The organism is Streptomyces sp. NPDC059582, assembly GCF_042735715.1.
Classification (GTDB): Bacteria; Actinomycetota; Actinomycetes; order Streptomycetales; family Streptomycetaceae; genus Streptomyces.
The window spans coordinates 49149-75284 of the sequence record NZ_JBHWCC010000013.1 but is presented as its reverse complement, the minus strand read 5'-3'; the positions used below and the strand labels follow the sequence as shown (position 1 = coordinate 75284).

The following is a 26136-nucleotide window of genomic DNA, read 5'->3' as shown; positions in this document are numbered from 1 at the left end:
CATGAGCGCTGTACAGGAAAAGCTGACCGGTCTTCTCGTCTCCCAGCTCGGCGTGCCCGCCGCGCAGATCGAGCCGGGGATCTCCTACAAGGATCTCGCCCTCGACTCGCTCGCGCTGATCGAGCTGACCATGCTCATCAACAAGGATCTGGGGGTCGACCTCAGCGACGAAGTCCTCCAGGGCGAGACGACCATAGCGGACACCGTCGAGCTCATCGAATCCCAGGGCGTGCGGGCGTGACCCTCCTCTCGAAGAGGGCCGTGGCGATCACCGGTGTCGGACTCGTGACCGCGGCCGGCCTCGACGCGCGGACGAGCTGGGAGCGGGTGTGCTCCGGCCGGTCGACCGCCGCTCCCGATCCCGAACTCGCCGGCCTGCCCGTCGACTTCTCCTGTCGTGTGCCGGGCTTCGACGCCGGGGCGCGGCTCGGGCCGAGCAACGCCTGGCGGCTGGACCGCTTCACGCAGCTGGCGATCGTCGCCGCCCGCCAGGCGGTGGCCGACGCGGGTCTCGACCCGGAGAGCTGGGACGGCACCCGCGTGGGCGTCATCGTCGGCAACTCGCTCGGCGGTACGGGAACATGGGAGCAGCAGCACCGCAGGTTCCTGGAGGACGCGCCGAAGAGCGTCTCCCCGTTGATGATCCCCATGGGGATGTCGAACATGGTCGCGGGCCACATGGCCATCGACGTCAAGGCGTTCGGGCCGAGCATGGTCACCGCCACCGCCTGCGCGTCCGGCTCCAACGCCATCGGCCTGGCCCGGGACCTGCTGCGGTCCGGCACCTGCGACGTGGTGCTGGCCGGTGGCGCGGAGGCCGCCTTGACGCCCGCGACCATCACCGGCCTGACGCGCATGGGCGGGCTCTCGGGGCGGCGCGAGGATCCGGCCGCCGCGTCCCGGCCGTTCGACGCGGCGCGCGACGGCTTCGTCGCGGCGGAGGGCGCGGGGATCCTCGTACTGGAGCGGCCCGAAGACGCGCGGGCGCGCGGTGCCTCGGTCTACGCCGACGTGATCGGCTTCGGCTCGTCGACGGACGCCTACCACGCCACCGCGCCCGACCCGAGCGGAGCCGGGATGGAGCGCGCCCTGCGCGCCGCCCTCGCCGACGCGGGTGTGGGGGCGGACGAGGTGGACCACGTGAACGCCCACGGCACCTCCACCCCGCTCAACGACGTCGCCGAGGGCCGCGTACTGCGCCGGGTCCTGGGCGAGCGCCCGCTGGTCACCTCGACGAAGGGCGTCACCGGGCACGCGCTCGCCGCCGCGGGCGCCATCGAGGCCGCCTTCACCGCGCTGGCGCTGCGCCATGGTGTGGTCCCGCCGACGGCCAACCTCACCGACCTCGACCCCGAGATCGACCTCAACGTCACGTCGGGCAAGGCGGCAGAGGCGGACCTGGAAGTCGCGGTGAGCACATCACTCGGTTTCGGCGGCCACAACGCCGCACTCGTATTCGCGGCCGTCTGAGAGCAGAAGGAGCAAAGGTGCGCCTGAGAAAACTGGGCAACACGGGAATCGAGATCGGTAGCGTCGGCCTCGGGTGCATGGGCATGAGCTGGCTCTACCAGGAGTCCGCCCGAGACGACGAACGCTCCATCCGGGTCATCAACGAGGCACTGGACCTCGGCGGGAACCTGCTGGACACGGCCGACCTCTATGGGGCGGGCCACAACGAGACGCTACTGGGCAAGGCCGTCGCGGGCCGCCGGGACGAGGCGGTCGTCGCGACGAAGTTCGGCATCGTCCTGGACGACCTTCAGCACCGGGCGGCCCACCGCGACAACTCGCCGGCCTACCTGCGGACAGCGGTCGAAGCCAGCCTGCGCCGGCTGAACATCGACGTCATCGACCTCTACTACGTCCATCGCATCGAACCCGCCGTGCCGCTGGCGGAGACATGGGGCGCGATGGCGGAGCTCGTCGAAGAGGGCAAGGTGCGCTGGCTCGGCATGTCCGAGGCCACCGTCGCACAGGCCCGCGAAGCACACGGGATCCACCCGGTGACCGCCGTCCAGTCCGAACTCTCGCTGTGGACACGCGACGCGCTGGAGGGCGAGTCGGGCGGGATGGTCGGCTGGTGCGAGAGCGTGGGGGCGAGCTTCATTCCGTTCGCGCCGCTGGGCCGCGGCTTTCTCACCGGGACCCTGCACCCCGGCCAGTTCGAGGACAGCGACTTCCGCACCGCCAACGCGCGCTTCCACCGCGCCGCGATGGAGGCGAACCAGCGCATCGTCGACGTGATCCGGGAGGTCGCCGACCGCCGTTCGGTCACGCCCGCCCAGGTGGCCATCGCCTGGACGCTGGCGCAGGGCGACCGCGTGGTGCCGATCCCCGGCACGAAGAACTCCCGTTATCTGCGGGAGAACCTGGCCGCGGTGGAGGTCCGCCTCACCGAGGAGGACCTGGCCGACCTGGCCGCGTTGCCCGCCGCCGTCGGAAGCAGGTACTGAGCGCATGAGCGACGACATCCGACCCGCCGGCGGCGGGCGCCGGCCCGCACGGCCCGTCCGAATCGCGTTCTTCGACGTCGACGAGACGCTGATCGACAGCAAGAGCATGTTCTCCTTCCTGGAGTTCCACCTCGCCGATCCCGACCGATACCGCGCGGCCGCCGACGAGTTGACGCGAGCGGCTCGGGCCGGCGTGCCCCGCGAGGAGACCAACCGCGCCTACTACCGGAACTACGCGGGGATGGAGGAGGCCGCGGTCGCCGAGAGCGGGCGCCGCTGGTTCGCCCGCGAGCGGCAGCGGGACGGCTTCCTCCACCAGGAGGCCGTACGCGAACTGCACCGGCTCCAGGCAGAGGGATGCGAAGTCGCGCTCGTCTCGGGGTCGTTCCGGGCCTGCCTCGAACCGATCGCGGAGCACCTCGGCGCGGACCATCTGCTGTGCGGCGAGCCCGAGGTGGTCGCGGACCGGTACACGGGCGAGGTGCGCACCGCGATGATCGGCGAGGCGAAGGCCACGGCCGCCCGCGCACTGATGAACCGGTCGGGCGCGCGTCCCGAGGAGTGCGTCGCGTACGGCGACCACGCGTCGGATCTGCCGCTGCTCACCTGCGTGGGTGGCGCGGGGGTCGTCGGGGACGACCCGGTGCTCGCCGAACACGCCGAGAGGTTCGGCTGGATCCGGTTGCCGGGGACCGCCGGGTCCGCAGCGGTGGCACAGGGGACCGCCGCTACGGACCCGGCCAGGCACCCGTCCGCCTTCTCTGCGGCGACCTCACCTCCCCCCGCCCTGCGGGCTCCCTCCACGTCGAACACGGAGGAACGCGCACATGCGACTCGGTAACGGGCTGGGGATCAGGGCGGTGCGGACGTGGCTGCCGGGGACCGTCGAGACCGCCCTGGACGCCGTCGCGCGTGGCAGGATCGGCGAGGACGACCTGACGAACACCGGTGTCACCGAAGTCCCGGTCTCGGGGACGGTCTCGGCGCCGGACATGGCGGTGGAGGCGGCGCGCGGCGCGCTGGCGGCGGCGGGCTGGGACGGCGCCGGCCTCGGCTTCACCACGCACGCCTGGATCCATCACCAGGGCCACGATTTCTGGTCCCCCGCGCACTACGTGGCGCACCGGGTCGGCGCGGTGCGCGGTGTACCGCTGGGCATCCAGGTGATGTGCAACGGCGGCGGCACCGCACTGGAGGCGGCCGCGTCGCGGCTCCTGGCCGACAGCACCGTCGGCACCGCGCTGGTCACCACCGGCGACCGCTTCCCCGACGAGGGCTTCGACCGCTGGGCGGGCGACTACGGCGTCTTCTACGGCGACGGGGCGACAGCGATCCTGCTGCACGAACGCGACGACTCTCTCGATGAGTTCACGCTCCTCGGACTGTCCAGCGCCGCCGTCTCGGCGGCCGAGGGGCTGCACCGCGGCCGGGACGAGTTCACCCCGGCGAGCCGGTGGAACAGCGACCGGATCGACGTCAAGCGCACCAAGAAGGCGTTCATCACCGATGTCGGCCTCGACGGCTTCTACAGCGGAGTGCATGTCGCTCTGCGCGACATCGTCACGACCGCGCTGGAGGAGGCCGGCATCGACGTCGACGACCCCCGCATCCGGGTTCTCGCTCTGCCCAGGGTGGGCATCAAGGTCCGCCGCGAGACGTACCACCCGGCGGTCGAGGGCCTGACCAAGGCCAGGATCGTCGAACTGGGCGACCGCACCGGCCATTTGGGAGCCGGTGACATGGCGGCGAACCTGACCGACATCCGGGAGCAGGAGCTCCTCGCGCCCGGCGAGATCGCCCTGACCATCTCGGCGGGCGGGGGCTTCGGCTTCACGTGCGCGGTCGTCGCCCGGCCCACCCGCTGATCCCCACCGTTAACCCCATCCCCCCATCAACCCCTTGAAAGGGGACCTTTCATGAGTACGGCTCGTCCGGACACCGGTCGCGGCAATCCGACTTTGACGCTTGTCGCGGTCTGTCTTGCCGTCCTGGTCCTGCCTGCCTCGCTGACCGGTACCTCCGTCGCACTTCCGGAGATCAACTCCGATCTGCACGTGGGGCTCGCCCCGTTGCAGTGGGTGGTCAACGCCTACAACCTCGCCTTCGCCTGCTTCATGCTGGGCTGCGGCTCGCTCGCGGACATCGTGGGCCGACGGCGGATGTTCGCCGCCGGTACCGCCCTGTTCGCCCTGTCGACCCTGGCTAGCGCGGTGACGTCGAGCATCGTGGTGCTCGACGTGGCGCGCGCGCTCGCCGGGCTCGGGGCCGCGGCGGTGATGACCTCGGGTGCCGCCATACTGGCCACGACGTTCGAGGGCGCCGCCCAGGCGCGGGCCTTCGCGATCCTCGGCTCGTCGGCCGGTGCCGGCCTGGCACTCGGCCCGTCGACCGCGGGTCTGCTCGTCAACACCTTCGGCTGGCGTTCGGTGTTCCTCTCGCACCTGGCCATCTCGGTGCTCGTGCTCGTCGCGGTGCCGCTGATGCCCGAGTCGAAGAACCCCGCCGCGACGAAGGTCGACTGGGCCGGCACCATCACGTTCACACTGTCCCTGTTCTGCCTGATGTACGCCATCGTCCAGGGGCCGCAGCACGGCTGGACGAGCGGTGGAACGCTGCTGCTGTTCGCCGGGTCGGTCGTGCTGATGGCACTGTTCGCCGTCGCCGAACTGCGGCAGCGCCAGCCCATGATCCAGCTCTCGCTCCTCAAGCAGGGCCGTTTCATGGCGGTTTCGCTGATCCCCGTCGCGCTGTCGTTCAGCTTCGTGTGCCTGCTGGTGCTGCTGCCCACGTACTTCACCGGGGTCGCGGGGATGAGCACGAACGCCTCGGGCGCCACGATGATGCTGCTCACCCTGCCGGTCCTGGTGGTTCCGCTCGTCGTCAGCAAGCTGGTCAAGAGCGGCGTGTCCACCCGGCTCGTCCTCACCCTGAGCCTCGTGGTCGCCGCGGTGGGCGCGGGCTGGCTCACCCTGATCGAGCCGGACGTGCCGGTGCCGGCGCTGGCCGGTCCGCTGCTGCTGCTCGGTATCTCGATGGGCATGACGGCCGGTCTGGTGGACGGTGCGGCGATCACCTCCGTGGAGCCGGCGCAGGCGGGTGCCGCCGCCGGACTCTTCAACACGATGCGCCTGGCCGGTGAGGCGTTCGCCATCGCCGTGATGAGCGCCGTGCTGCTCAACTCGACGCGCTCGCACATCTCCGACGGCCTGTCCGCGGTCCAGGGCGCGAACGGCATCGACGCGGGCGGCGTGGCCGACCGCGTGATCGGCGGCGACATGGCCGGGGCGGCCGACGCCGTCGCGGGTCCCGCTCGCTCCGACTTCCTCGACCTGCTCACCGGCAGCTACACCGACGGCCTGCACCTGGTGCTGTGGGTGGTCGTCGCCATCTGCGCCGCGAGCGCGGTGCTGGTGAGCGTGATGCTGCGCGAGCGCGCCCAGCCGGCCGCGGCCGCCGAACCCGCCGTCGAGAAGGCGGCCGTATGACCGCCCCCGCGGACGCGCTCCCCGTCCTTGTCGTGGGCGCGGGACCGGCCGGGCTCACCGCGGCGACCGAACTCACCCGGCGTGGTGTACCGGTCCGCTGCGTGGACAGGGCCGACGGCCCCAGCACGCTGTCGAAGGCGCTGGGCCTGTGGCCGCGGACCGTCGAGCTGATCCACCGGGTCGGCGGGCAGGAACTGCTGGCCACCCGCGCACTGCCCCAGTCGCAGATGCGGTACTACTCCGACGGGAAGGTCATCGCCAACCTCCGCTACAAGCCGGCGACCCGCCCGCTGATCTGCCCGCAGCCGGACATCGAGGAGGTCCTGCGGACCAACTTCACCTCGGTCGGCGGCGCTGTGCGGTGGCGGACCGAGCTGCTCGGCCTCGAGCAGCTGGACGACCGGGTGCGTGCCCGGCTGGGTCATCCGGACGGCACCGAGCACGAGGAGGAGTTCGCGTACGTCGTCGGGGCGGACGGGGCGAGCAGCACGGTCCGCGGCCACCTCGGCATCGGCTTCGAGGGATCCACGTACGAACTGCGGTTCGTGGTCGCGGACGTGATGGTCGACACCCGCTTCGATCACCGGATGACGCACTACTTCTGCTCACCACGCGGCATCCTGGTGGCCTGCGGCCTGCCGGACGGCCGCTGGCGAGTGTTCACCTCGGCGCCGGCCGGGGTGAGTCAGGAGGACGCCGACCTGGCCATGGTGCAGAGCCTGGTCGACGAGCGCGGGCCCGGCGGCATCCGGCTCCGCGACCCCGACTGGATCAGCGTCTTCAACGTGCACGCGCGGCACGCCGACACGACACGGGACGGCCGGGTCTTCCTGATCGGGGACGCCGCGCACATCCACAGCCCGGCCGGCGGGCAGGGCCTCAACGCCGGTGTCAACGACGCCCACAACCTGTCGTGGAAGCTCGCCCTGGTCTGGCACGGGCACAGCGCCGAGCGGCTGCTCGACACCTATGTGAGCGAGCGCGGGGACGTGGCGCGCGCGGTGGTGCGCCAGGCCGACGTGCAGACGAAGCTGTGGCTGCTGCGCAAGGGGCACCAGGTCCTCCTGCGCGACAACCTGTTGCGTGTCGCGTCGGGCCTGCGTCTCTTCGACCTGGCGTACGTTCCGTGGCTCGCCGGTCTGCGGATGAAATACCGGACCGGACCCTCGGCCGGGAGGAAGACGGCCGGGTTCGTGCCCGGCGCGCTGGCGCCGCAGCCGTTGCGGAAGGAACTCGACGATCTGCGCCACACGTTGATCCTGACGGGGACGCGGGACGAGTCGGCGCGCGAGCTGACCCGGTGGTGCGCCGACCGGCTCGACGCGGTGCTCGACGTCCGCACCGAGGCACGTCGTGGAAGGCCCGCGTTCGTGCTCGTCCGACCGGACGGTCACGTGGACTGGATCGCCAGGGACGTCGCCACGATGCGGGCACGACTGACGGACCTGTTCCGCCCCCTGCTCGGCGCCGGGCAGGACGAACGAGAGAGAGTGAAGGAACACACCGTATGAGCCTCATTCCGGAAAGCCACCGGGACCTGCTGGAGCGGCCGCTCTTCGGCCATCTGGCCACGATCCGGGCGGCGGGCGGTGGCCCGCAGGTGAACCCGATGTGGTTCTCCTGGGACGGAGAGTACGTCCGCTTCACCAACACGACGGTCCGCTACAAGTACAAGAACATCACAGCCGACCCGCACGTCGCGGTGTCGGTCAACGACCCGGACCAGCCGTACCGTTACCTGGAGATCCGCGGCGAGGTGGTGCGCATCGACGACGACTCGTCCGGCGAGTTCTTCGCGCAGCTCGCGCAGCGGTACGGCATGAAACTGGACGGCCCGCCGCCGGACGTCGCGCACCGCATCGTGTACGTGGTCAAGCCCACGGCGGTCAGCCACCAGTGAACCGCGGCTTGAGGCCGGCCGACGGTGACCTGCCGGGCCGCGAGGTCAGCTCCCGCCGACCTTCGCGGCCACGAGGTCCGCGACCGGACCGGTGCGCGCGCCGAGCGCGGTGAGCCGGTCGAGCGCCTCGCGGTGCTGCGCCTCGTCCACGCTGGCGGTGGCGTCGGAGACGACGACCACTTCGTAGCCCAGGCGCAGCGCCGTCGCGGCGGTGGCGGCGACGCCGTGCGCGGTGGACAGACCGGCGATCACCACCTGCGTGACGCCTTCGCGGAGCAGGCGGTCGTGGAGGTCCGTCCCCTCGAAGGCGTCGAGGCCGTTCTTGGTCACCAGGTGCTCGCCGGTACGCGGTTCCAGACCGGGAACCAACCGGTTGGGGGCGGCGTCGACGCCGCCGTCGGCGCCGTCGGCTCGTACGTACCGGACGAGGACGACGGTCGCGGAGCCGGTGCTCGCGAAGTGCTCGCGCAGCCTCCCGCAGACATCGCTCACGACATCGCCGCGGGTCGGCTGCCACGGCATGTCGACGATCCACCGTTGCAGATCAACCAGGACAAGTGCCGTGCGTGCGCGGGTCATTCAGTTCCCCCAGGACAGATGATCAGCGGTCCACCGCACCCTACCAAGGGGAAAACAGAGCCCGATGGAGAGGCCAATCGCGACGCAGGACGGCCTGCGACTGTGGACGGAGACGTTCGGCAGCCGCCGCGATCCGGCGGTGCTGCTGGTGATGGGCGGCACGGCGCCGGGCATCGTGTGGCCGGACGAGCTGTGCCGACTGATCGCCGCGGACGGGTACTTCGCGGTGCGTTACGACCACCGGGACACCGGCAGGTCGGGGAAGTCCGACGGCGAGTACGACCTGTCGACGCTGGCCGGGGACGCCGCCGACGTGATCGTCGGGCTCGGCCTGGGCTCGGCGCACGTGGTGGGCCAGTCCGTCGGCGGCATGGTGGCCCAGCTGCTCGCGCTCGACCGGCCCGAACTCGTGCGGTCGCTGGTGCTGTTGTCCAGTTCCCCGGACGCGAACGGCGATGTGCGGCTGCCGCCGAGAACCGGACTGCCCGGGCCGCGCCCGCCGATGCTGGAGCGGGCCGCACGGCTCACCGCGTCCCCGCCGCGAGGGCCCGAGGAGCGCGTGGCCGCGGCGGTCGACGGCTGGCGGGTGCTGGTGGGGCCCGCCGTGCCGTTCGACCAGGCCTACTGGATGGACCTGGTCCGGCGCGTGATGTCCCGCGGCCATGGTCTCGACACCTCCTGGCGTCACTCGGCGGCCCTGGACCGCACGCCCCCGCTGACCGGCCGGATCGCCGCCCTCGACGTGCCGACTCTCGTCGTGCACGGCGAGCAGGACCCGGTCCTTCCCCTGGAGCACGGCGAGGAACTGCACCGGGTGATCCGGCACGCGCGCCTGTGGCGGATCGCCGGCATGGGCCACATCTTCCCGCCGCACTGGTCGTCGACCATCAGGTCGCTGGTCGTCGACCACCTGCGGCGGACCTGACCGAGGGATATCGCTCCCCGCCACGACCGCCCGAATCGCGTACGAAGGAGACTGTGATGCGTCATGCAACCGGCAGGGCCGCTCCCTGGCGCGCGCGGCCGAGAGCACACGTGGGCGCGGCGCCGGTCGGGTGCTCGAAGCCCGAGACGCACGGCGACGCCGCGCTGCCGTACGTCCCCGAGCCCGGTGACGGAGTCCGGCACGCGCCCGCCGCCGACGGCACCGCCTCGTCGGCCCGCGAAACCCTCGCGTCCCCGACCGCCGACGGTGGAAGTCCGGACGCGGAAAGCGATTTCCTCCGGGCGCTGCGCAGCCGGCGCCCCTCTTACCGCCTTGATGAGGCGTCTTTCTCGGACCCGCTGACGGCGGCGATTTCACGGTTCACGGGCACTGCGTGAGCGCACTGGCCGGGCCAGGAATCCAGAAACGTCGAAACGGCCAGGAGCTCGTCACGAGCCCGTCGCTTTCGCGCGGCAACCGTCACGGCAGGGAATTCCCCGCCGACGAACAGACGTGGAACATCTCGTGGGGAAATTCCGCGCCGAGCCACCTCCGGTGCCCACCGGAACCCGGCACGTCACCCTCGCTCCACTGTCCGGAGCCGGTCCCGCCGCCCTCACCTCGGCGGGTACGGGCGCGAAAGATCGGACCTGGTGTGTGACAAACCGAACAAGGCGGGACTCCCGGGGCGCCTCCGATGTCGCCTAGGGTGGCAACGGCACGGCTGAGGGGTCCCCTTGCACGCGTTCTGGCAATGGCGCGGTGCGTAGCATCGGGAGGCTGTGCACACGTCTACGGGGGACGGCAAGAACTGCATGGTGCGAACAGAATTCGTCCCATCGCCGAGCGCAGCCGCGCCTGGCGTCGGGAACAGTTTCGGAATATTGGGAACGCTCTCCGCGCGCGTCGCCGGCCGAGAATTGGTGATTGATTCCGGGAAACTCCGGGTGCTGCTGGCCGCGCTCCTGCTGCGGGCCGGGTCGGTGGTCGACAACGACCGCCTCGCCGACTGGCTGTGGGACGAGCGCAAGCCGTCGAACCCGCGCGGGGCGCTGCACACGTACGTACGACGGCTGAGAATGCTGCTCGGCGACGCCGGCCTGGTGGAGACGGCGGCCGGCGGCTACCGGATCGACGTGGCCGACGGGGAGTTGGACCTGACGCGGTTCCGCCGTCTGGTCCGGCTGGCCCAGCAGGCGGAGATGCCGGAGGAGCGGACGCGGCTGCTGGCCGACGCGCTGAGCACCTGGCGGGGCGCGCCGCTCGCGGACATCCCGTCGGACGCGTTGCGCCGCGACGAGTCCCCGGCACTGGAGGACGAGCGGCTCGGCGCGCTGGAGGCGTACTTCGAGACCGAGCTCCACCTCGGCAGGCACGCGCAGCTGGTGAAGGAGTTGCGCACGGCGGCCATGGACAACCCCTTGCGGGAGAACTTCTGGAGCCTGCTGATGCTGGCTCTGTACCGCTCGGGACGGCAGGCGGAGGCGCTGGACATCTACCAGCAGGCCCGCCGTGAACTGGTCGGACAACTCGGCGTCGAGCCCGGGGAACGGCTGCGCTCCCTGCACGCCGGCATCCTCGAATCGGACCCCGCCCTCGCGGCCCCGCACGGGCCGCGCCTCGGCGCCGTCACGGTACCCGCGCAACTCCCGCCCCTGGCCGTGGGTTTCGTGGGCCGGGACGAGGTCGTCGGCCGGATCGAGACGATGCTCCCTCCGGCTCCGGACCGTACCGGCGTCCCCGTCGTGGTCCTGTCCGGGCCGCCCGGCGTGGGCAAGACGGCGCTCGCGGTATGGCTCGGCAGCCGGGTGCGGAGCGCCTTCCCGGACGGACAGCTGTACGTGAACCTGCGCGGCTACGAGCAGGGCGGGGCGCAGACGCCGCTCCCGCCGGACCAGGTGCTCTCGCAGTTCCTGCGCAGCCTCGGCGTGCCCGCGGACCAGATCCCGGTCGACCCGGTCGAACAGGCCAATCTCTACCGGTCGAAGCTGACCGGGAAGAGCGTGCTGGTGGTGCTGGACAACGCGTCCAGCGTCGAGCAGGTGCTGCCGCTCATCCCCGGCGACGCGGGATGTTCCGTACTGATCACCAGCAGGCGGCAGTTACGCTCCCTCGCGGTCACGCACGGCGCGCAGGTGATCAGGGTCGGCACGCTCAGCGCGCAGGAGTCGGCCGAGCTGGTCACCGGCATGATGCGGCAGGCCGCGGTGGCGATCGAGCCGGATGTGGTACGCGAAGTGGCCGCCCTGTGCTCGTACCTGCCGCTCGCGCTCCGGATCGCCGCGGCGAACCTGATCGGCGCCCCAGGCGGGCAGACCGAGGACTACCTGGAGAGTCTGCGTCGCGGAAACCGTCTCGCCGCGCTCTCCGTCGACGGCGACACGTCCGCCGTCTCCACGGCCATCGCCCTGTCGTACGACGCGTTGACCCCGCACGACCGCGCGGTCTTCCGCCTGGCCGGGCTCTTCCCGGGCTCCGACTTCACACCCGCCGCCGTGTCGGTGCTCGCCGACATCAGCGAGGCGCAGGCACGGACCGGCCTGAGCCGCCTGGAGACGGCGAGCCTGCTGCAGCAACCCGCCCCCGGCCGCTACCAGTTCCACGATCTGCTGCGTGAGTACGCGCAGGGCTGCGCGCTCGCCGAGCACTCCGCGCGGGAGCGGGCCGAAGCCCTGGAGCGGCTCGGCCAGTGGTATCTCGCGGGCGCCTGCGCCGCGGCCGACGTCCTCTACTCGGAATTCGTGCGGCTGGCCCAACCGGAGCGGCCGAAGGCGACCTTCGACGCGCCGCAGTTCCCGAACGAGAGCCACGCGATGGCCTGGCTGCTGGCCGAGCGACGCAATCTGATGGCCTGTGTGCGCCACTTCGGCACGCACGGCCCCCACCAGATGTCCTGGCATCTGGCCGACGCGCTGCGCGGTTTCTTCTGGACGGGCAAGTACCGCACCGAGTGGCGGGAGACGACCAGCATCGGGCTGTCCGCCGCCGAGTCCCTCCACGAAGAGCGCGGCATCGCGGCGATGCACCGCAGCCTCGCCAACCTCCACAACACGCTGGGCGACTACGAGCGGGCCATCGCGCACCAGGAGAAGAGCCTCGCGCTGCACGACCGGCTCGGCATGGCCGAGGAGGTCGCGGCCACGCTCAACAACATGAGCCTCGCCCACCTCAGCCTGGGCCGGGGCGCGCAGGCCGAGGAGGCCGCACGGCGGGCGCTGGACGTCGCGCACACCATCCGGTCGCCACGGCTGGAGGCCACTACCCAAGGCCTGTTGGGGTTCATCCACTGGACGCGGGGAGACATGGCGCGCGCCACCGAGTGCCTCACGGCGTCGCTGGCCACCGCGGGCGGCCTCGGCCTGCACCACATCAGCTCGTACAGCCTGCGCAACCTGGGCCTGGTGCGCCAGGCGACCGGGGAGCCGGCCGAGGCGCGGTCCTGCTTCACCCGGGCGCTGAAGGTGTCCGAGTCCATCGACTCCTCGTACGACAGAAGCATCTCGCTGTACGGACTCGCCCTCGTCGACCTGGACATCGGCCGGCCCGAGACCGCGCTCGACTCGGCCCAGCGGGCGCTGAGTTCCTTCCAGGAGTGCGGCGACCGCACCTACGAGGTGGAGACGCTGTGCCTCCTCTCGGCCATCAGCGTGGGCCTCGGCTCGCTGCCGCAGTCGGCCCGTTACGCGGCCGCGGCGCTCGACGGCGCGCGGCAGATCGGCTATGTCGACGGCGAGGCGTACGCACTGGCCCGCATGGCCGTCACGGACGGGTTGCTGGGCCGTGAGGACGCCGCCGGGCACGCCGAGGAGGCCCGCACCCTCGCCGAGGGCAGCGTGAACCACATCGCCCGCAGCAAGGTCCTCCTGGAACTGGCCCCGCTCTACCTGAGGCTGGGCGACCCGCACCGCGCCGAGGAGTGCGCGCAGCTGGCGCTCGCCCTGTCGCAGCCGACCGCGCAGCGGCTGAACATCGCCAGGGCCAGGCACGTCCTGGGCGCCGTCGCCACGTTCGACGGCGACCACCCGCGGGCGCGGGCGTACTGGACCCAGGCTCTGGAAGCGTTCACCGAGATCGGCGTCGCCGAGGCCGAAGACGTACGCGCACGACTCGGCGCCATACCCGTCGCAACCGCCGCACCCGCCGCGCCCGTCGCACCCGCCGCACGATCACAGCACGGGAGGACGACATCGTGAACACCCTTGTCGCGGAGGCGGGTCGCGTATCCCTGGGGAGGGGCCGACTGCGGCCGGTGCTGGTCGCCTCCGTCGGCAACGCCATGGAGTGGTTCGACTGGGCCACGTTCGTGACGTTCGCCGCGCTGCTCGGCCCGCACTTCTACCCGGCGGGCGACGGGACCACGAACGTCCTGCGGACCTTGTCGGTCTTCGCGGTCGGGTTCCTGTTCCGACCGCTCGGCGGGGCGCTGATCGGCGCGTACTGCGACCGCCACGGCCGCACCACGGCACTGCGGCTGTCCCTGCTGATGATGGCGGGCGGCAGCCTCTTGATCGCGCTCGCCCCGCCCTACCGGACGATCGGCGTACTGGCCCCGGCGCTGCTGGTGGTGGCCAGGGCGCTCCAGGGGCTGTCCGCGGGCGGCGAGGGCGCGGCGATGAGCACGTACGTGAACGAGATCGCGCCGAGCGGGCGCCGCGGCCTGTACTCCAGCGCCGTCTACATCAGCACCACCCTCGGCACGCTCGCGGCCACGCTGCTCGCGCTGCTCCTGCACGACACGCTCACCCCTGCCCAGCTGGGAACCTGGGGCTGGCGGGTTCCCTTCGCGCTCGGCGCGCTGCTCGCCCTGTACGGCTGGTACCTGCGCGGCCGGATGCGCGAGACACCCGTCTTCGACGCGGTGCGGGGGCGGCCGCGCAACCCGGCGCGGGAGGTGCTGCGCACACACCCGCGCGCCGCCGCCCGCGTGGTCGGCTTCACGCTGGGTGCGACCGTCGTCTACTACACCTTCGCCTCGTACCTGCCGTTGTACGCCCAACTCCAGTACGGGATACCGGCGAACGCCGCGCTGAAGGCCGCCGTCGTCGCGCAGGTGGTGTTCATGGCCGCGCTTCCGCTGCTCGGCATGGCCGCCGACCGGTACGGGCGCCGTCCGCTGCTGCTGGTGTTCGGCTGCGGGTTCGCCATCGTGTCCCCGCTGCTCTTCGGGCTCCTGTCGGGTTCGGCCGTGCGGCTGGGCGCGGTGATGACGGCGGCTCTGCTGCTGTTCGGCTGCTACGCGGCGGCCGCGCCGTCGGCGGTGCTGGAGATGTTTCCGACGTCGCTGCGGTCGAGCGGCATCGGGCTGCCGTACGCGCTGACGGTGGCCCTGTTCGGCGGCACGGCGCCCTACCTGATCGAGTACCTCTCCGCGCACGGCCACACCACCTGGTACCCGTGGTACGTGGTGGTGCTCTGTCTGATCAGCACTGTGTCGTTCTTCCGGTACCGGGAGACCAAGGACGTGGACCTGGCGGCCGTCGGGGAGGGTTAGCGGTGAGCGGCGAGCGGCGAGCGGTGAGCGGCGAACGCCGAGGGGCCAGACCACCGCACACGGTGGCCCGGCCCCTCGGGGGTCACTTTCCTCAGCGGTCGGCGCGCGTCTCCTCAAGCGTGTCCCGCGCCGCCCTCACGACGGCCGGCCACCGGGGCGACGCCGGTTGTCCGACTTCGGCCGCGCTCTCGCGTGCGCCTGGAGGCCGACGGCCTTTCTCCGGGGAGGCGTCACGTACGGCTTCGGGGGGCGGTCAGTCGGGACGTCAGGAGGTGGGAGTCGAGGAGTGAGACGTCGGCCATGCGGTCGGCCCGCGTGTAGCCGGCCAGCATGCGCTTGGTCAGGACGAGGGCCTCGGGTGAGCGGCGTACGAGTGGCCTCGTCCAGCCGGCGATGGTGTCGTCCAACCGGTCGAGGGGGGCGACCTTGTGGAGGAGACCGATCCGATGGGCGGTCGGGGAGTCGAACACGTCGCAGGTGAGCATGAGCTCACGGATGTTCGCGGCGCCGGCCTCGGAGATGAGGCGGCCCATGGCTCCGCCCCACGCGGGGGAGAGGCCCAGACCGACCTCCGGCATCCGGAACCGGCAGGTGTCGGCGCCCGCCCGCAGGTCGAAGTAGGCGGCGAGCGCGAGACCGGCGCCTATGACGCTGCCGTGGAGCCGGGCGACGGTGATGACGTGGGTGGTCTCGAGTGCCTGGCACAGACGGTGGGCCTTGTCCGCGATGCGACGCAGCGCGGCTCCTGTCGGGTCGGAGGTGACGGCGTCCTGGTATTCCTGGCGGTCGGCTCCCAGGCAGAAGTCCTTGCCCAGGGACGACAGGACCAGGACGCGGACGTCGGGCTGCTCGTGGAGGCCGTCGAGCAGGGCGAGGAGGTCGTCGAGTACGGCGGTGCTCAGGGTGTCGTCCTGGGCGGCGGGGTTGAGCCGGACGTGCAGGACGGGGCCGGTCTGCTCGACGGCGAGGGTTTCGCGGACCGGTGCGGTAAAGGTGAGGGGGGAGGGGTTCATGCGAGGGCGACATCCAGGTTCAGCAGGCGCCGGAACGCCACCCTGGGGGCCCAGCCCGGGCGGCGGACCAGGGTGAGGCGGGGCAGGCGCGTGGTCAGTTGGTGGAGCAGGGTGTGAGCCTCGAGCCGGGCGAGGGGGGCGCCGAGGCAGTAGTGGATGCCTCCGCTGAAGGCGAGGTGGCCGGGCTTGCGGCGGGGGTCGAAGAGGTCGGGGTGCGGGTGTCTCTCCGGGTCGCGGTGGGCCGCTCCGACCATGAGGTGGACCATCTGGTCGGCGCCGACCTCGACGCCGTCGAGCAGGCAGTCCCTGGCGGCCACTCGGCTGATCACATGGGTCGGCGGGTCGTAGCGCAACGATTCTTCGACGAACGCCGGGACGAGGTCGGGGTGTTCGGCGATCATGTTCCACCGCGTCGGGTCCTCGACGAGCAGGAGCGTCATGGTCGACAACAGGGTGGACGTGGTCTCCAGGGCCGCCAGCAGCACGAACAGGGCCAGGAAGTAGACCCCTTCGTCGGCCTTGTCCTGGTCCGGTTCCAGGGCGTCCCACCTCCGTATCCAGTCCGAGACGGGGTCGTCGCCGAGGCGGGTGCGCCGGTCGCGCACCAGCTCCAGGAAGTAGGTCCGCAGTTCGGCCATGGCCGCGTCCGACCGGGCCAACTGGCTCGCGGAGGGCAGCAGTTCCTGGGTGAAGACCTGGTCATGGGTCAGTTCCCGCAGCCGTGGCCAGTCGGCGGCGGGCAGGCCGAGCCAGTCCCCGATGGTGGCGATCGGGAGTTCTTCGCTGACCAGCGCGGCGAAGTCCGCCTCGCCGGTGTGGAGATGGTCCATCAGGGAGTCGAGGAGGCGCTCGACGATCCCGCCGACCCGCCGCCCCATGCGTTCGATCGTGCCGCGGTCGAAGGTGCCGGCCGCACGGCGCACCCGGGTGTGCTCCGGCGGGTTGAGCGCGGGCAGGGTGCTGCTGATCTCACGGGAGGAGGGGGCGCTCCAGCGGGTGCGCTCCCCCTGCCGCTGCCTCCACTCCTTGTCCGGCTCCAGCCAGTCGCCGCTGCGCAGCACCCGGTCACAGGTGCTGAATCTGGTCACGAGCAGACCGCCCCAGGGTGCGGGGCTGACTCCGCCCTGCGACCGGAGCTCCGCGTAGATGGAGAATGGGTCGGTCTGTCCCTCGGGCTTCCGGAGACGGGAGAAGAGAGAGACGGTGGCGCGACGGTCGGACGACGGAGTCGTGACACTCAACCCCACGATGACGGCTCCTTTCTGAGCAACAGCCGCCATACGTACCCGTGGGTTGATTGAAGCATCCAATACCACTGTGTTCTCTTAGGGTTACCTACGTCACTCGCCTCTGGTCCAGGCCAGGAAGCGGCTGAACAGCCCGCCCTTGGGCTGGGGCGCCGCGTGCGCCGGCCGGGACGTGGGAACCGCGGACGGCTGGGGGGCCGAGGCGGACGGCTGCGTGCCCAGGGGAGCCCCGGCGGCGGTGGACCGGGAGGCTGCGGCCGACAGCACCGTGCGCGGGGTGAACCGGATCGGAACGGTCACCAGCGTGCGGCTCCACGGGCTCGGCGCCCAGGCGAGCTCCTTGAACGGGACGCGTGTCTCGACGTCCGGCAGCCGGTTGACCAGGGACTCGACGGCGGTCGCGGCGATCATGAACGCCGGGTCCTTGGCCGGACACGCGTGCGGGCCGGCGCCGAAGGCCAGATGGGCCTTGGCGCTGAGCTGTTCGCGGTGCTCGGTCAGCTTGGGGTCGGTGTTGGCCGCCGCGAAGGAGATCAGCACCGGGTGGTTGGCCCTGAGGACCCGGCCGCCCAGTTCGACGTCGTGGGTGGGGTAATGGGCCGCATAGTTGGCGATCGGGGCGTAGTTCCACAGCGTCTGCACGACCGCGTCCTCGATCGGCAGGCCGGTCGGCCAGTCGCCGCTGAGGTACAGGGCGCTGCTGGTGCCGATGGCGGCGGTCAGCGGCGCGGTGCCGCCGGAGAGCAGCGTCACGAGCTGGTGCAGCACCTCCTCGTCGGTCAGCCGGGCCGAGTGCACCATCAGACGGGTGGTGAGGTCCTCGCCGGGCTGGCTGCGTTTGAGGGCGATCAGTTCGGCGAGGGCGCCACCGAGGACCGCGTCGGCGCCGGGGGTGCCTTCGAAGATGCCGCTGATCCCGACGATGACGCGGTCGCCGATCTCCGGCGGGCAGCCGAACAGGTCGCTGAAGACCAGCAGGGGCAGCGGCTGCGCGTACGCGGCCATCAGCTCGGCCTGCCCCAGCGGCTCGGAGCTGAACCCGCTGATCAGGTAGTCGGCGGACTGCTGGGTCTTCCGGGCGAGCCGGCCCTCGTCGATGGTGGCCAGACTGTCGGTGACCGCCTGGCGCAGGCGGGCGTGCGCCGCGCCGTCGCTGAACAGAGCGTTCGGGCGGTAGCCCATCATGGGCAGTGCCGGGCTGTCCTCGGGGATGCGGCCCGCGTTCAGGTCCGCCCAGCGGCGCGAGTCCCGGACGAACGAGCCGGCGTTCTGGAGGATGTACAGGCTGGCGTCGTAACTGGTGACCAGCTCGACCTCGACGCCCGGCGCGATGTCGACCGGGGAGCTCGGTCCCTTCGAACGCAGGCCGGCGTAATGGGCCTCGGGGTCGGAGCCGAACTCGGGTCCGAACAGCTGGACGTTGCCGTGCGCGGGGCACCCCGCCGGTATCCCGGAGGGGTCGAATTGCTGCTGCATGCCGTGACTCCTAGCCAAGTATGGACATGAGGTGCTCGACGAGGGTGATGAGTGCCTGCCCCGAAGAGCCCCGGTCGCGGACGTCGCAGTGCACGATCGGGGTCTCGTCGGAGAGGTTCAGCGCCTCGCGCACTTCGTCGAGCGGGTAGGCCGGGGTGCCGTCGAAGTGGTTGACGCCGATGGCATAGGTCAGGCCGAAGCGCTCGACCAGGTCGAGGATGGGGAAGCTCTCGTGCAGCCGCTCGGGGTCCACCAGGACCAGGGCGCCCAGCGCGCCCCGGGACAGGCCCTCCCACATCTCCTTGAAACGTTCCTGTCCGGGCGTTCCGAAGAGATAGAGGACCAGGGTGTCGCTGAGCGTCAGACGTCCGAAGTCCATCGCCACGGTCGTGGTCGTCTTGTTCGGGGTTCCCGAGAGGTCGTCGAAGCCCTCGCTGGCCTCGGTGATCTCCTCCTCGGTCTGCAGCGGTTTGATCTCCGAGATGCTGCCGATGCACGTGGTCTTGCCGACCCCGAAGTGGCCCACGATGAGAACCTTCACCGCGTGGGAGACGGCCGGATCAAGATGCTTCACTTACGCTCCCAAGTGGGTTCGCAGGCCGTCGAGTACGGCGACGAGCAGTTCGCGGTCGTGACGCTCGGCACGTTCCGGGGGGTTCCTCACGATGATGAGGTCCTTTTCCGCCATCTCCGCCAGCAGGATGCGCACGATGCCCAGCGGCAGGTGCGTATGGCCGGAGACCTCGGCCACGGACAGATAGCCGTCGGCTATCAGGTCCATGACCCGTCGGGCTTCCGGGGACAGGGTGCGGGCCGCGGCCGACGTGTCGGCGTGGGCGATCACCAGGGTGGTGTGCTCGAACTCGTGGTCCGCGGGCAGTCCACGTCCCTGGGTGATGACGAAGAGAGGGACTAACGCGGATGTCAGTTCCAGTTCGTCCGGTCCTTCATCGTGCATGGCCGGCCCTCCCTTGCTGCGGCACCCGCTGCGGGGTGACCATGAGCACCACGTCCTTGAGGCGCGTGGTGAACTCCTCGATGTCACAGTCGTGTTCGGCCGCGGCCGCGAGAAAGGCGTCACCACCCGCGGAGATCAGGAAGATCCAGCCGTGCTGGAACTCGATCACCGTCTGCTGCCACTCGTCGGCCTCCTGGCCGCCCGCGAACTGCGAGGTCGCACGGCTGTAGGCGAGGATGCCCGTCATGGCCGCGGAGATCGTGTCCGCCAGGTCCTTGTCCATCCCCGAACTCGCGCCGCGGGGCAGTCCGTCGGCGCCGAGCAGCACGGCGTGCCGGGCACCGGGGACGGACGAGATCACCTCGTCCAGTTCGGGGAGGACGATCCCCTGACCGCCCGCCCCCGCCCGCTGCGCCGAGGCGCCGTCGCCGCCCTCGGCCGGCTCCCCGACGCCCACCCTGGGCCGGGAGGCGAGGTTGTCACCGAGCCGCATGACCAGACGGTTCATACGGAACGACATCTGCTCCATGTCGACGTCGGGTTCGGCGGCGGCGGCCAGGTAGGCGCCCTGCCCCGCACCGATCAGGAACACCCAGCCGTGCGAGAACTCGATGATCGTCTGGTTCCACTGCCGTTCCTGCGCCAGCCCGGCGAAGTGGGCGGTGGCCCGGCTGAGCGACTGCATCCCGGCCATGGCGGCGGAGATGGTCCGCACGTCCGCCGGGCTCAGGCCCTCCGTGGCCCCGCGGGGGAGGCCGTCGGCGGACAGCACCACGGCGTGCAAGGCCCGGGGGACGTTGTCGACGATGTCCTTGACCATCCACGACATGTCTGTGGTCATGCGTCTTCGGACCCTTCGGGCGACGGGGCGGTGAGGTCGCGGCCCGTCAGCGTGCCGCGCTGGAAAGCGCCCAGGCCGCCGCCGGACCCACGGGCGGTCCTTCTGGACGTCTGCGTCCCTCGCGGGGCGCCGTCGCCGGAGGGAACACTGGCGATGGGCGTCTGGCGCGCTCCGCGCTTGGGCAGGCCGTGCACCGTGCGCGTGCTGTTCTGATCGCGGTTCTCGACCCCCCTGATACTGATGGGGGTCTCCTCGGCCGGGGCCGGCGTCTCCTCCATGGTCCACAGCTCCTCTGGCAGCAGGACGACGGCCCGGACGCCGCCGTAGCGCGAGACTCCGGTGACATCCACCTTGAAGCCGTACTGACTCGCGATCAGACCGACCACGGGGAAACCGAACTTGGGCTGGGAGCCCAGCTGCGACAGCCGGGGGACGGAGTCCCCGGACAGCAGCACGGTCGCCTTCTGCCGGTCCTCGTCGTTCATGCCGACGCCGGCGTCGTCGATCACGATGCACAGGTTCTTCTGGACCCGCTGGAACGTCACCTCGATCGGTGCGTCCGCCTGGGAGAAGCTGGCAGCGTTGTCAAGCAGCTCCGCCACGGCGAGGGCGACCGGGGCGACCGCGGTCGCCTTCAGCGCGATGCCGCTCGGCTGCATGATCTCGACCCGGTTGAAGTTGCGGATCTGGCTCTGGGCGCTGCGCACGACGTCGTAGACGCTGGCGGGCTGGTTGCGGCGGCTGACGGGAGCGCCGCACATGACCGCGATGCCCTGGGCCTTACGGGCCATCTGGGCGTTGGCGTGGTTCACGTCCATCAGGTCGGCGAGGACGGTGTGTCCTCCGTACTTGCGCTGGATCTCGTCCAGCAGCACGGTCTGCTCGGCCGCGAGGCTCTGCAGGAAGCGGGCGGCGCCCTTGAGGACGTCCTTGGTGTTCGCCTCCGCCGACTGCTCGGCGTCCCGGATGACCCGGTCCTGGTCGCCCCGGACCCTCAGCAGCTCGCCCTGGGCCAGGTGCAGGTGTCCCTGGACGGTGCCGAGCTCCTGCTCCAGCGCGGCCTCGGCCTGCCTCTTCTTCACCCCCAGGGCCCTGTTGCGGAGGACGAGCACCACAACCGCGGCGACGGCTATCGCCGTGACCGCAACCAGGCACCACATAAGCGCGTCTCGATTCATGGAAAACCTTTCCCGGCGCGTGGCATGCAGGCCTCCGCGGATACACCTCGCGAGGGTCCGCGACACTCCACGGGGGATTGCATAACCGCTGGTGCACGAGGAGTTGACCGATACCGGGCCGGAGCCCGAGGCAAGTCGATCAAGGTCGCAGACGCGGGAATGCTATCACCGTGTCCAGGCCTCGGATCGGCGGCCCTCGGGGGCCTCTACCGGGCACAACGGGCCTTCCAGGCAAGGCGGTTGACGGTGCATCCGATCGTCGTCACTGGCAGGTGTGCCCGATGGTCGAAGGATAGCTCTGAGTAACCGGGACCGCCTGCGGGCGCCTTGAACCTACAGAACTTTTCCACACCCGGCCGTGCCTCGGTCCGGGGGTGAAATCCCCTGTTCACGAACCGATGTCCCGCCGTTCACGCAGGGATGCCCCGCCCCCGTCGGGTGGCGGGGGCGGGGCATCCGATGTGTCGGTCGTGCGGGTCAGCCGAGTTGCGTGACCTTCGGGACGTCACCCGTGGCCGACGCGTCGGCCGGGGGCAGGGCGGTGGGGTAGACGCGGATGCCGCTCACGGACGCGTTGGCGTACTCGCCGTAGGCGCCGGAGGACAGTTTGCGGCCGATCTGGAGCGGGCCGGTGGCGTTCCAGGGGGTGTAGGTCCAGTCCCTGCTGCCGGTGAGCCTGCCGTTGACGTACAGGCGCAGCTCCTTGGCGGTGGCGTCGTAGACGCCGACCAGATGGGTCCACTGACCGGTGGTGGCCTTGCTGCCGTAGACGGCCCGCCAGACGGCCCCGGTGGTGCCGTCGGTGCTGTGCCGGCCGAAGCCCCAGACCTGCGCGCCGGAGGAGTAGTACAGCTGGAAACCGTTGTTGGTGGTGCCGTTCTGGGAGAGGAAGGTGCTGTTTCCGGTCAGGGAGTTGAGCTTGACCCAGGCCGAGACGGTGAAGCTCTTGGAGGTGTCCACTGCGGACGCGGTGGCGGCCGCGTACCCCGTGGTGCCGTTCAGGGTGACGGAGTTGCCGCGGGTGGTGTCGGTGGCCCAGGTGTAGCCACCGGACAGAGTGGCGGTGAGTGTGCCGGTGCTGTCGGCAGTGGTGGTGCCGGCGCCCTCGGCGAGCTTCCACCAGTGCGTAGCCGTGTCCGACACCGAACCCAGGGAGACCGGCGGAGCGAAGTCGTACATGGGAGGGGAGGTGAGGACCGGGCTCTGGCGGTAGTTGTACTCGTCGAGTTGCCCGAAGACGTCCACCGCGTAGAGATCGGGCAGGCCGTCCGGGCCGCCGGGGTTGGTCGCGCCCGGCTGCACGGGACTGTTGATGTCACCGGGGGAGGCGATGCGGGGGTAGGCGGCCGGCGACAGGGTGAGCCCCAGGCTCGTGTGCACCGTGGGGTGGAGGAGAGCGGGGACCAGGGTCGCCGCGTCCACCGTGATCGGGTAGCTGTACAGGCTGCCCGTCGCGTTGTCACGGGACCACAGGACCGGGTTGCCCTTGAAGGTGCCCGCGGCGATCAGGGTCTGCCCGGTCCAGTCGCCGTCGCCGAGCAGGATCGGGTTCTTCAGGTGGTAACCGCCGTCGGACTGGTAGATCCACAGCTCCTTGTTCTCAACGCTGATGACGGCGGGATAGCCATTGGTGTTGCCGAAGACGTTGCCGGGTGTGACGAGCTGGCTGATGTTCCAGGTCTGGCTGTTGTAGTCGGTACCGCGGCAGCGGCTGTCGTCGGCGACGATGTCGGCCGGCGCGCAGGCGTCCTTGGTGATGACGTCGAACCGCCTTCCGATGAAGCCGCCGTACGTGGAGTACGGGGAGCGCGGGAAGGACGCGTCGTCGACCGGATCCTGGTCGTTCTTCACGACGTACAGTTTGCCGCTCTTGTACGCGAAGAGGTCGTCGACGTTCGTGCCGTGCAGGTTGCCCCGGTGGGCGATGAGGTAGGTGTCCCAGCCGGTGCCGTCGGGGGAGTCGGACTTGGTGGCGACGGTGACCGGGCCGGTGACCGCCGGCGGGGCGCCGGTCACCGGGCCGCCCGGCCCCGGGGCCGTGTTCTGGGCGGGGTCGCTGTTGCCGGGGATCAGGTCGAGGTCGCCGGTCTTGGTGGTGGCGAGCAGGTCGGGCACGCCGTCGCCGGAGATGTCACCGGGCTTGACCGAGGTGGCCGGGTTCCAGGGGACGGTGAAGGTGTAGCCGGAGGGGGCGGTGGAGATGTTGCCCGCCTTGTCCACACCGGCCACGTACAGGGTGTGCACACCCCAGTCGCGGATCGGGACGGGGATGGTCGCGGTGGACCTGCCCTGGGTGTCGGTGCCGGTGAGCGCGGCGCTCTGACCGTCGGCCGCGGTGGGCGGCGAGTCGAGCTGCCACAGGAAGGAGCCCATGCCGCTGGACTTGCAGGGGCCCGGGTCGCAGGTGGTGTCGACGGCAGGGCTGTCGGAGCCGGCCACGGTGAAGTCCGTGGTCGTGCCCGGCGCCGCGTAGACCACCGGGTCGGCGGGCCCGGAGCCCACCGTCGGGAACGAGGAGTTGCCGGTCACCTCCGGGGTCTGCGGCGCCGTGAAGTCGGTGGTGAACCAGCAGTGTTCGGATACCGCGGACTTGAGGTCGGAGGACGAGTCGTCCTCCGCGTAGACGTCCCACCCGTACTGGTGGCCGTCCTTCAGGGTGGCGCCGATCTTCACCGCCGCGTCGGTGCCGGAGTCGAGGAAGGCGCTGACCGGGTTCGAGACGTCGGTGCCGCTGCCGTCGCCGTCTGGATCGACCGTGCGGTCCCACACGTGGTAGTGCGCCTTGACGTTCTCGCCGGACATCTGGGTGGTGACGGTGGAGTGCAGGGTGATGTTGCTGCCGGCGTCCGAGTAGGTGGTGGCGCCGATCCAGCCCACGCCCGTCATGGTGCAGGCGGCGGAGGCGCCTGCGGCGGCCGGGGTGATGTGCAGACCGGTCGGAACGGCGGGCGGGATGTCGAACTTGGTAGTGAGGGTCAGCGTGGTCGACATGCGCAGGTAGTCGTCGTTGCCGGAGGTCTGCGACTCGTTGCCGTACAGGCCGATGGTCCAGGTGTTGGTGCCGTCACCGAAGGTGCCGTCGGCGTCGTAGCCGTCACCGTCCTGGTCGGCGATCTTCTGGGCCTGGTCGGTGACGTGGAAGGTGGCGGTGCTGTTGCTGCACGAGCTGCCGGAGTTGGCGCCGCTGGGCACCGTGTCGGTGGCAGGCGGGAAGGCGCTGTCGTGGACGCCGGGCCGGGACAGCCAGTCGGTGCCGGACGAGATCGCGTTCGTGGTGTGCAGCGTCAGCGGCTGGTTGTGGCTGCAGTCCCAGCTGGCCGCGTAGGTGGTGGAGATCTTCACGAAGGCGTCGTAGACGACGAACGACGGATGCAGCCCGCTCGTGTTGATCGCCCAGTACGACCGCTCCAGGCCGACTCCGCAGGCGCCGCCCCACTGTTGGTAGCCCACGCCCTGCCCGTTGGTCTGCGCCTTGTCGTACTGCGGCGAGTTGTCGCAGGCCGAGCTGGAGTAGACCTCGGTGTAGTGGCCGGCGGTGGAGGAGACGGGGTTGGTGTACGGGTCGATGTACACCGGGTACGTGGTGTCCAGACCGGCGAGCAGGCCGGCGTCCGGGGTCAGGGTCAGGGCTTTGCTCGTCGCGGTCATGGCGACCGGCTCGGTGTCGGCTCCCGGGCCGGGGCCGGCCACGGAGGAGACCAGGCCGGTGGCCGGGCCGGGCTCATGGGGGGTGCCGGGCGTGGTGCCGGAGTCCCACATCAGGGGCTGCGGGCTGGTGTAGGCCAGATCGCCGTCGGTGGCGGTGGCGGTCATGTTGTCGGAGTCGGTGGTGGCCAGGCTGAGGCCGTTCGTGTCGGCGGCCAACGTGAGCTTCTTCAGCTGTGGGTTCGTCGCCGCTTCCGCGTCGTGGACGATCAGGACGTCGCTGAAGCCTCCCTGGTCGGTGACGGACACCGACAGGTCGACGCCGGGCAGCACCGACGAGTACAGCGCCGTGTCCCCGTCGACGCTGGGCCTGGGCAGCGTGAACGGCAGGGTCAGGGCCATGGCAGCCCCGTCGGCGTGGGTGAGGGTGACCAGCGGTCCGTCACCGCCGCCGGAGAGCGTGACCCCGTTCGGGGTGGCGGTGGGGGTGTAGCCGCCGTGGCCGTCGGCGACCAGGTCGGCGTCCACCGGCGTCCAGTCGCCGTCCTTGAGGACCCGGGCGGGCAGCACGCTGGTGGTGTTGGAGAAGGTGCCGTCCGGCAGGGCCTCGGTGGTGGAGACCTCCGTGGTCAACGCGTCCACCGGGACGGACTTTCCGGTGGACAGGGCCTGCGCACGCGCGGCCAGCAGAGGATCGGCCGGGGTGGGTGAGAAGCCGTCGGCGACGGCGGGTAGGACCGGGAGGGCCGACAACAGGCTGAGGGCGGCGGCGAACAGGACGAGTCGGCGTGCCGGAGCGACGCGTCTTTGGCCGGTTCGTATCGGTGGCAGCAAGGGGCTGGGCTCTCTCAACACCTGGCGGGCTTCCTTCGATTGCTGGCATCGGGGTGGGGGGAAGCCCGGTAGCCACAGGGCAGTGATCGATTTCGGTACAGAAACTACACA

At 70.9% G+C, this 26136-nt stretch carries 20 protein-coding genes; 11 read left to right on the top strand and 9 right to left on the bottom strand.

Translation table 11 applies throughout. From position 1 onward, the window contains the following. Nucleotide 1 precedes the first annotated feature (1 nt). From ACFV0T_RS14345 to ACFV0T_RS14310, 8 genes are read left to right on the top strand one after another with little or no spacing between them, the layout of a single operon-like run. Nucleotides 2–241: an acyl carrier protein gene (locus ACFV0T_RS14345; protein WP_385778200.1), complete on the top strand. Its 240-nt coding sequence runs from the start codon at nucleotides 2–4 to the stop codon at nucleotides 239–241. Continuing rightward, the gene (locus tag ACFV0T_RS14340) at nucleotides 238–1470 is read left to right on the top strand and encodes a beta-ketoacyl-[acyl-carrier-protein] synthase family protein (protein WP_385778198.1); all 1233 of its coding nucleotides are present in this window, start codon (nucleotides 238–240) and stop codon (nucleotides 1468–1470) included. The genes ACFV0T_RS14345 and ACFV0T_RS14340 overlap by 4 nt, the downstream gene beginning before the upstream one ends. A gap of 17 nt (nucleotides 1471–1487) precedes the next feature. After that, nucleotides 1488–2453 carry an aldo/keto reductase gene (locus tag ACFV0T_RS14335; RefSeq protein ID WP_385778196.1) on the top strand — a complete coding sequence of 322 codons (966 nt, stop codon included), beginning with the start codon at nucleotides 1488–1490 and terminating at the stop codon, nucleotides 2451–2453. 4 nt (nucleotides 2454–2457) lie between these two features. Continuing rightward, the gene (locus tag ACFV0T_RS14330) at nucleotides 2458–3294 is read left to right on the top strand and encodes an HAD family hydrolase (protein WP_385778194.1); all 837 of its coding nucleotides are present in this window, start codon (nucleotides 2458–2460) and stop codon (nucleotides 3292–3294) included. Next, nucleotides 3281–4318 carry a 3-oxoacyl-[acyl-carrier-protein] synthase III C-terminal domain-containing protein gene (locus ACFV0T_RS14325; protein ID WP_385778192.1) on the top strand — a complete coding sequence of 346 codons (1038 nt, stop codon included), beginning with the start codon at nucleotides 3281–3283 and terminating at the stop codon, nucleotides 4316–4318. The genes ACFV0T_RS14330 and ACFV0T_RS14325 overlap by 14 nt, the downstream gene beginning before the upstream one ends. Nucleotides 4319–4369: 51 nt before the next feature. After that, nucleotides 4370–5938 (top strand): MFS transporter, encoded by a 1569-nt coding sequence (locus ACFV0T_RS14320; protein ID WP_385778190.1) that lies wholly within the window; start codon nucleotides 4370–4372, stop codon nucleotides 5936–5938. Next, nucleotides 5935–7449 (top strand): FAD-dependent monooxygenase, encoded by a 1515-nt coding sequence (locus tag ACFV0T_RS14315; protein WP_385778188.1) that lies wholly within the window; start codon nucleotides 5935–5937, stop codon nucleotides 7447–7449. The genes ACFV0T_RS14320 and ACFV0T_RS14315 overlap by 4 nt, the downstream gene beginning before the upstream one ends. Continuing rightward, nucleotides 7446–7838 carry a PPOX class F420-dependent oxidoreductase gene (locus ACFV0T_RS14310; RefSeq protein ID WP_385778186.1) on the top strand — a complete coding sequence of 131 codons (393 nt, stop codon included), beginning with the start codon at nucleotides 7446–7448 and terminating at the stop codon, nucleotides 7836–7838. Before ACFV0T_RS14315 ends, ACFV0T_RS14310 begins: the two co-directional genes overlap by 4 nt. A gap of 45 nt (nucleotides 7839–7883) precedes the next feature. Here ACFV0T_RS14310 and ACFV0T_RS14305 read toward each other — a convergent pair whose 3' ends face one another. Beyond that, nucleotides 7884–8417 carry a cysteine hydrolase family protein gene (locus tag ACFV0T_RS14305; protein ID WP_385778184.1) on the bottom strand — a complete coding sequence of 178 codons (534 nt, stop codon included), beginning with the start codon at nucleotides 8415–8417 and terminating at the stop codon, nucleotides 7884–7886. A gap of 64 nt (nucleotides 8418–8481) precedes the next feature. Here ACFV0T_RS14305 and ACFV0T_RS14300 point away from each other — a divergent pair, with 64 nt between their 5' ends. From ACFV0T_RS14300 to ACFV0T_RS14290, 3 genes are all read left to right on the top strand, one after another. Continuing rightward, the gene (locus tag ACFV0T_RS14300; protein ID WP_385778182.1) at nucleotides 8482–9342 is read left to right on the top strand and encodes an alpha/beta fold hydrolase; all 861 of its coding nucleotides are present in this window, start codon (nucleotides 8482–8484) and stop codon (nucleotides 9340–9342) included. A gap of 923 nt (nucleotides 9343–10265) precedes the next feature. Further along, on the top strand, nucleotides 10266–13535 hold the full coding sequence (locus tag ACFV0T_RS14295; protein WP_385778180.1) for a BTAD domain-containing putative transcriptional regulator: 3270 nt from the start codon (nucleotides 10266–10268) through the stop codon (nucleotides 13533–13535). Continuing rightward, nucleotides 13532–14833, top strand: a complete 1302-nt coding sequence (locus ACFV0T_RS14290; RefSeq protein WP_385778178.1) for an MFS transporter — start codon at nucleotides 13532–13534, stop codon at nucleotides 14831–14833. Before ACFV0T_RS14295 ends, ACFV0T_RS14290 begins: the two co-directional genes overlap by 4 nt. A 230-nt stretch (nucleotides 14834–15063) precedes the next feature. On the opposite strand, the gene ACFV0T_RS14285 is transcribed toward ACFV0T_RS14290, so the two are convergent. The 8 genes from ACFV0T_RS14285 to ACFV0T_RS14250 form a co-directional block, all read right to left on the bottom strand. Further along, nucleotides 15064–15846, bottom strand: a complete 783-nt coding sequence (locus ACFV0T_RS14285) for an enoyl-CoA hydratase/isomerase family protein (protein ID WP_385778177.1) — start codon at nucleotides 15844–15846, stop codon at nucleotides 15064–15066. Further along, nucleotides 15843–17126 (bottom strand): cytochrome P450, encoded by a 1284-nt coding sequence (locus ACFV0T_RS14280; protein ID WP_385778175.1) that lies wholly within the window; start codon nucleotides 17124–17126, stop codon nucleotides 15843–15845. The genes ACFV0T_RS14285 and ACFV0T_RS14280 overlap by 4 nt, the downstream gene beginning before the upstream one ends. Before the next feature lie 60 nt (nucleotides 17127–17186). After that, nucleotides 17187–18569, bottom strand: coding sequence for a cytochrome P450 (locus ACFV0T_RS14275; protein WP_385778173.1), 1383 nt, complete (start codon nucleotides 18567–18569; stop codon nucleotides 17187–17189). Between the two features lie 10 nt (nucleotides 18570–18579). Next, complete coding sequence (locus ACFV0T_RS14270; protein ID WP_385778171.1) at nucleotides 18580–19143, bottom strand: ATP/GTP-binding protein; 564 nt, start codon at nucleotides 19141–19143, stop codon at nucleotides 18580–18582. After that, complete coding sequence (locus tag ACFV0T_RS14265; RefSeq protein WP_385778169.1) at nucleotides 19144–19527, bottom strand: DUF742 domain-containing protein; 384 nt, start codon at nucleotides 19525–19527, stop codon at nucleotides 19144–19146. Next, complete coding sequence (locus tag ACFV0T_RS14260; RefSeq protein WP_385778167.1) at nucleotides 19517–20368, bottom strand: roadblock/LC7 domain-containing protein; 852 nt, start codon at nucleotides 20366–20368, stop codon at nucleotides 19517–19519. The genes ACFV0T_RS14265 and ACFV0T_RS14260 overlap by 11 nt, the downstream gene beginning before the upstream one ends. Next, a complete protein-coding gene (locus ACFV0T_RS14255) occupies nucleotides 20365–21546 on the bottom strand; it encodes an ATP-binding protein (RefSeq protein WP_385778165.1) in 1182 nt (393 codons plus the stop codon). Before ACFV0T_RS14255 ends, ACFV0T_RS14260 begins: the two co-directional genes overlap by 4 nt. 477 nt (nucleotides 21547–22023) lie before the next feature. Further along, the gene (locus ACFV0T_RS14250) at nucleotides 22024–25944 is read right to left on the bottom strand and encodes a LamG domain-containing protein (protein ID WP_385778163.1); all 3921 of its coding nucleotides are present in this window, start codon (nucleotides 25942–25944) and stop codon (nucleotides 22024–22026) included. Nucleotides 25945–26136 lie beyond the last annotated feature (192 nt).

Bases quoted from the DNA above. Each gene is read 5' to 3' on its own strand.
- ACFV0T_RS14345 (WP_385778200.1), top strand. From the start codon at position 2: ATGAGCGCTGTACAGGAAAAGCTGACCGGTCTTCTCGTCTCCCAGCTC.
- ACFV0T_RS14330 (WP_385778194.1), top strand. From the start codon at position 2,458: ATGAGCGACGACATCCGACCCGCCGGCGGCGGGCGCCGGCCCGCACGG.
- ACFV0T_RS14325 (WP_385778192.1), top strand. From the start codon at position 3,281: ATGCGACTCGGTAACGGGCTGGGGATCAGGGCGGTGCGGACGTGGCTG.
- ACFV0T_RS14320 (WP_385778190.1), top strand. From the start codon at position 4,370: ATGAGTACGGCTCGTCCGGACACCGGTCGCGGCAATCCGACTTTGACG.
- ACFV0T_RS14315 (WP_385778188.1), top strand. From the start codon at position 5,935: ATGACCGCCCCCGCGGACGCGCTCCCCGTCCTTGTCGTGGGCGCGGGA.
- ACFV0T_RS14310 (WP_385778186.1), top strand. From the start codon at position 7,446: ATGAGCCTCATTCCGGAAAGCCACCGGGACCTGCTGGAGCGGCCGCTC.
- ACFV0T_RS14305 (WP_385778184.1), bottom strand. From the start codon at position 8,417: ATGACCCGCGCACGCACGGCACTTGTCCTGGTTGATCTGCAACGGTGG.
- ACFV0T_RS14300 (WP_385778182.1), top strand. From the start codon at position 8,482: ATGGAGAGGCCAATCGCGACGCAGGACGGCCTGCGACTGTGGACGGAG.
- ACFV0T_RS14285 (WP_385778177.1), bottom strand. From the start codon at position 15,846: ATGAACCCCTCCCCCCTCACCTTTACCGCACCGGTCCGCGAAACCCTC.
- ACFV0T_RS14280 (WP_385778175.1), bottom strand. From the start codon at position 17,126: ATGGCGGCTGTTGCTCAGAAAGGAGCCGTCATCGTGGGGTTGAGTGTC.
- ACFV0T_RS14275 (WP_385778173.1), bottom strand. From the start codon at position 18,569: ATGCAGCAGCAATTCGACCCCTCCGGGATACCGGCGGGGTGCCCCGCG.
- ACFV0T_RS14265 (WP_385778169.1), bottom strand. From the start codon at position 19,527: ATGCACGATGAAGGACCGGACGAACTGGAACTGACATCCGCGTTAGTC.
- ACFV0T_RS14260 (WP_385778167.1), bottom strand. From the start codon at position 20,368: ATGACCACAGACATGTCGTGGATGGTCAAGGACATCGTCGACAACGTC.
- ACFV0T_RS14255 (WP_385778165.1), bottom strand. From the start codon at position 21,546: ATGAATCGAGACGCGCTTATGTGGTGCCTGGTTGCGGTCACGGCGATA.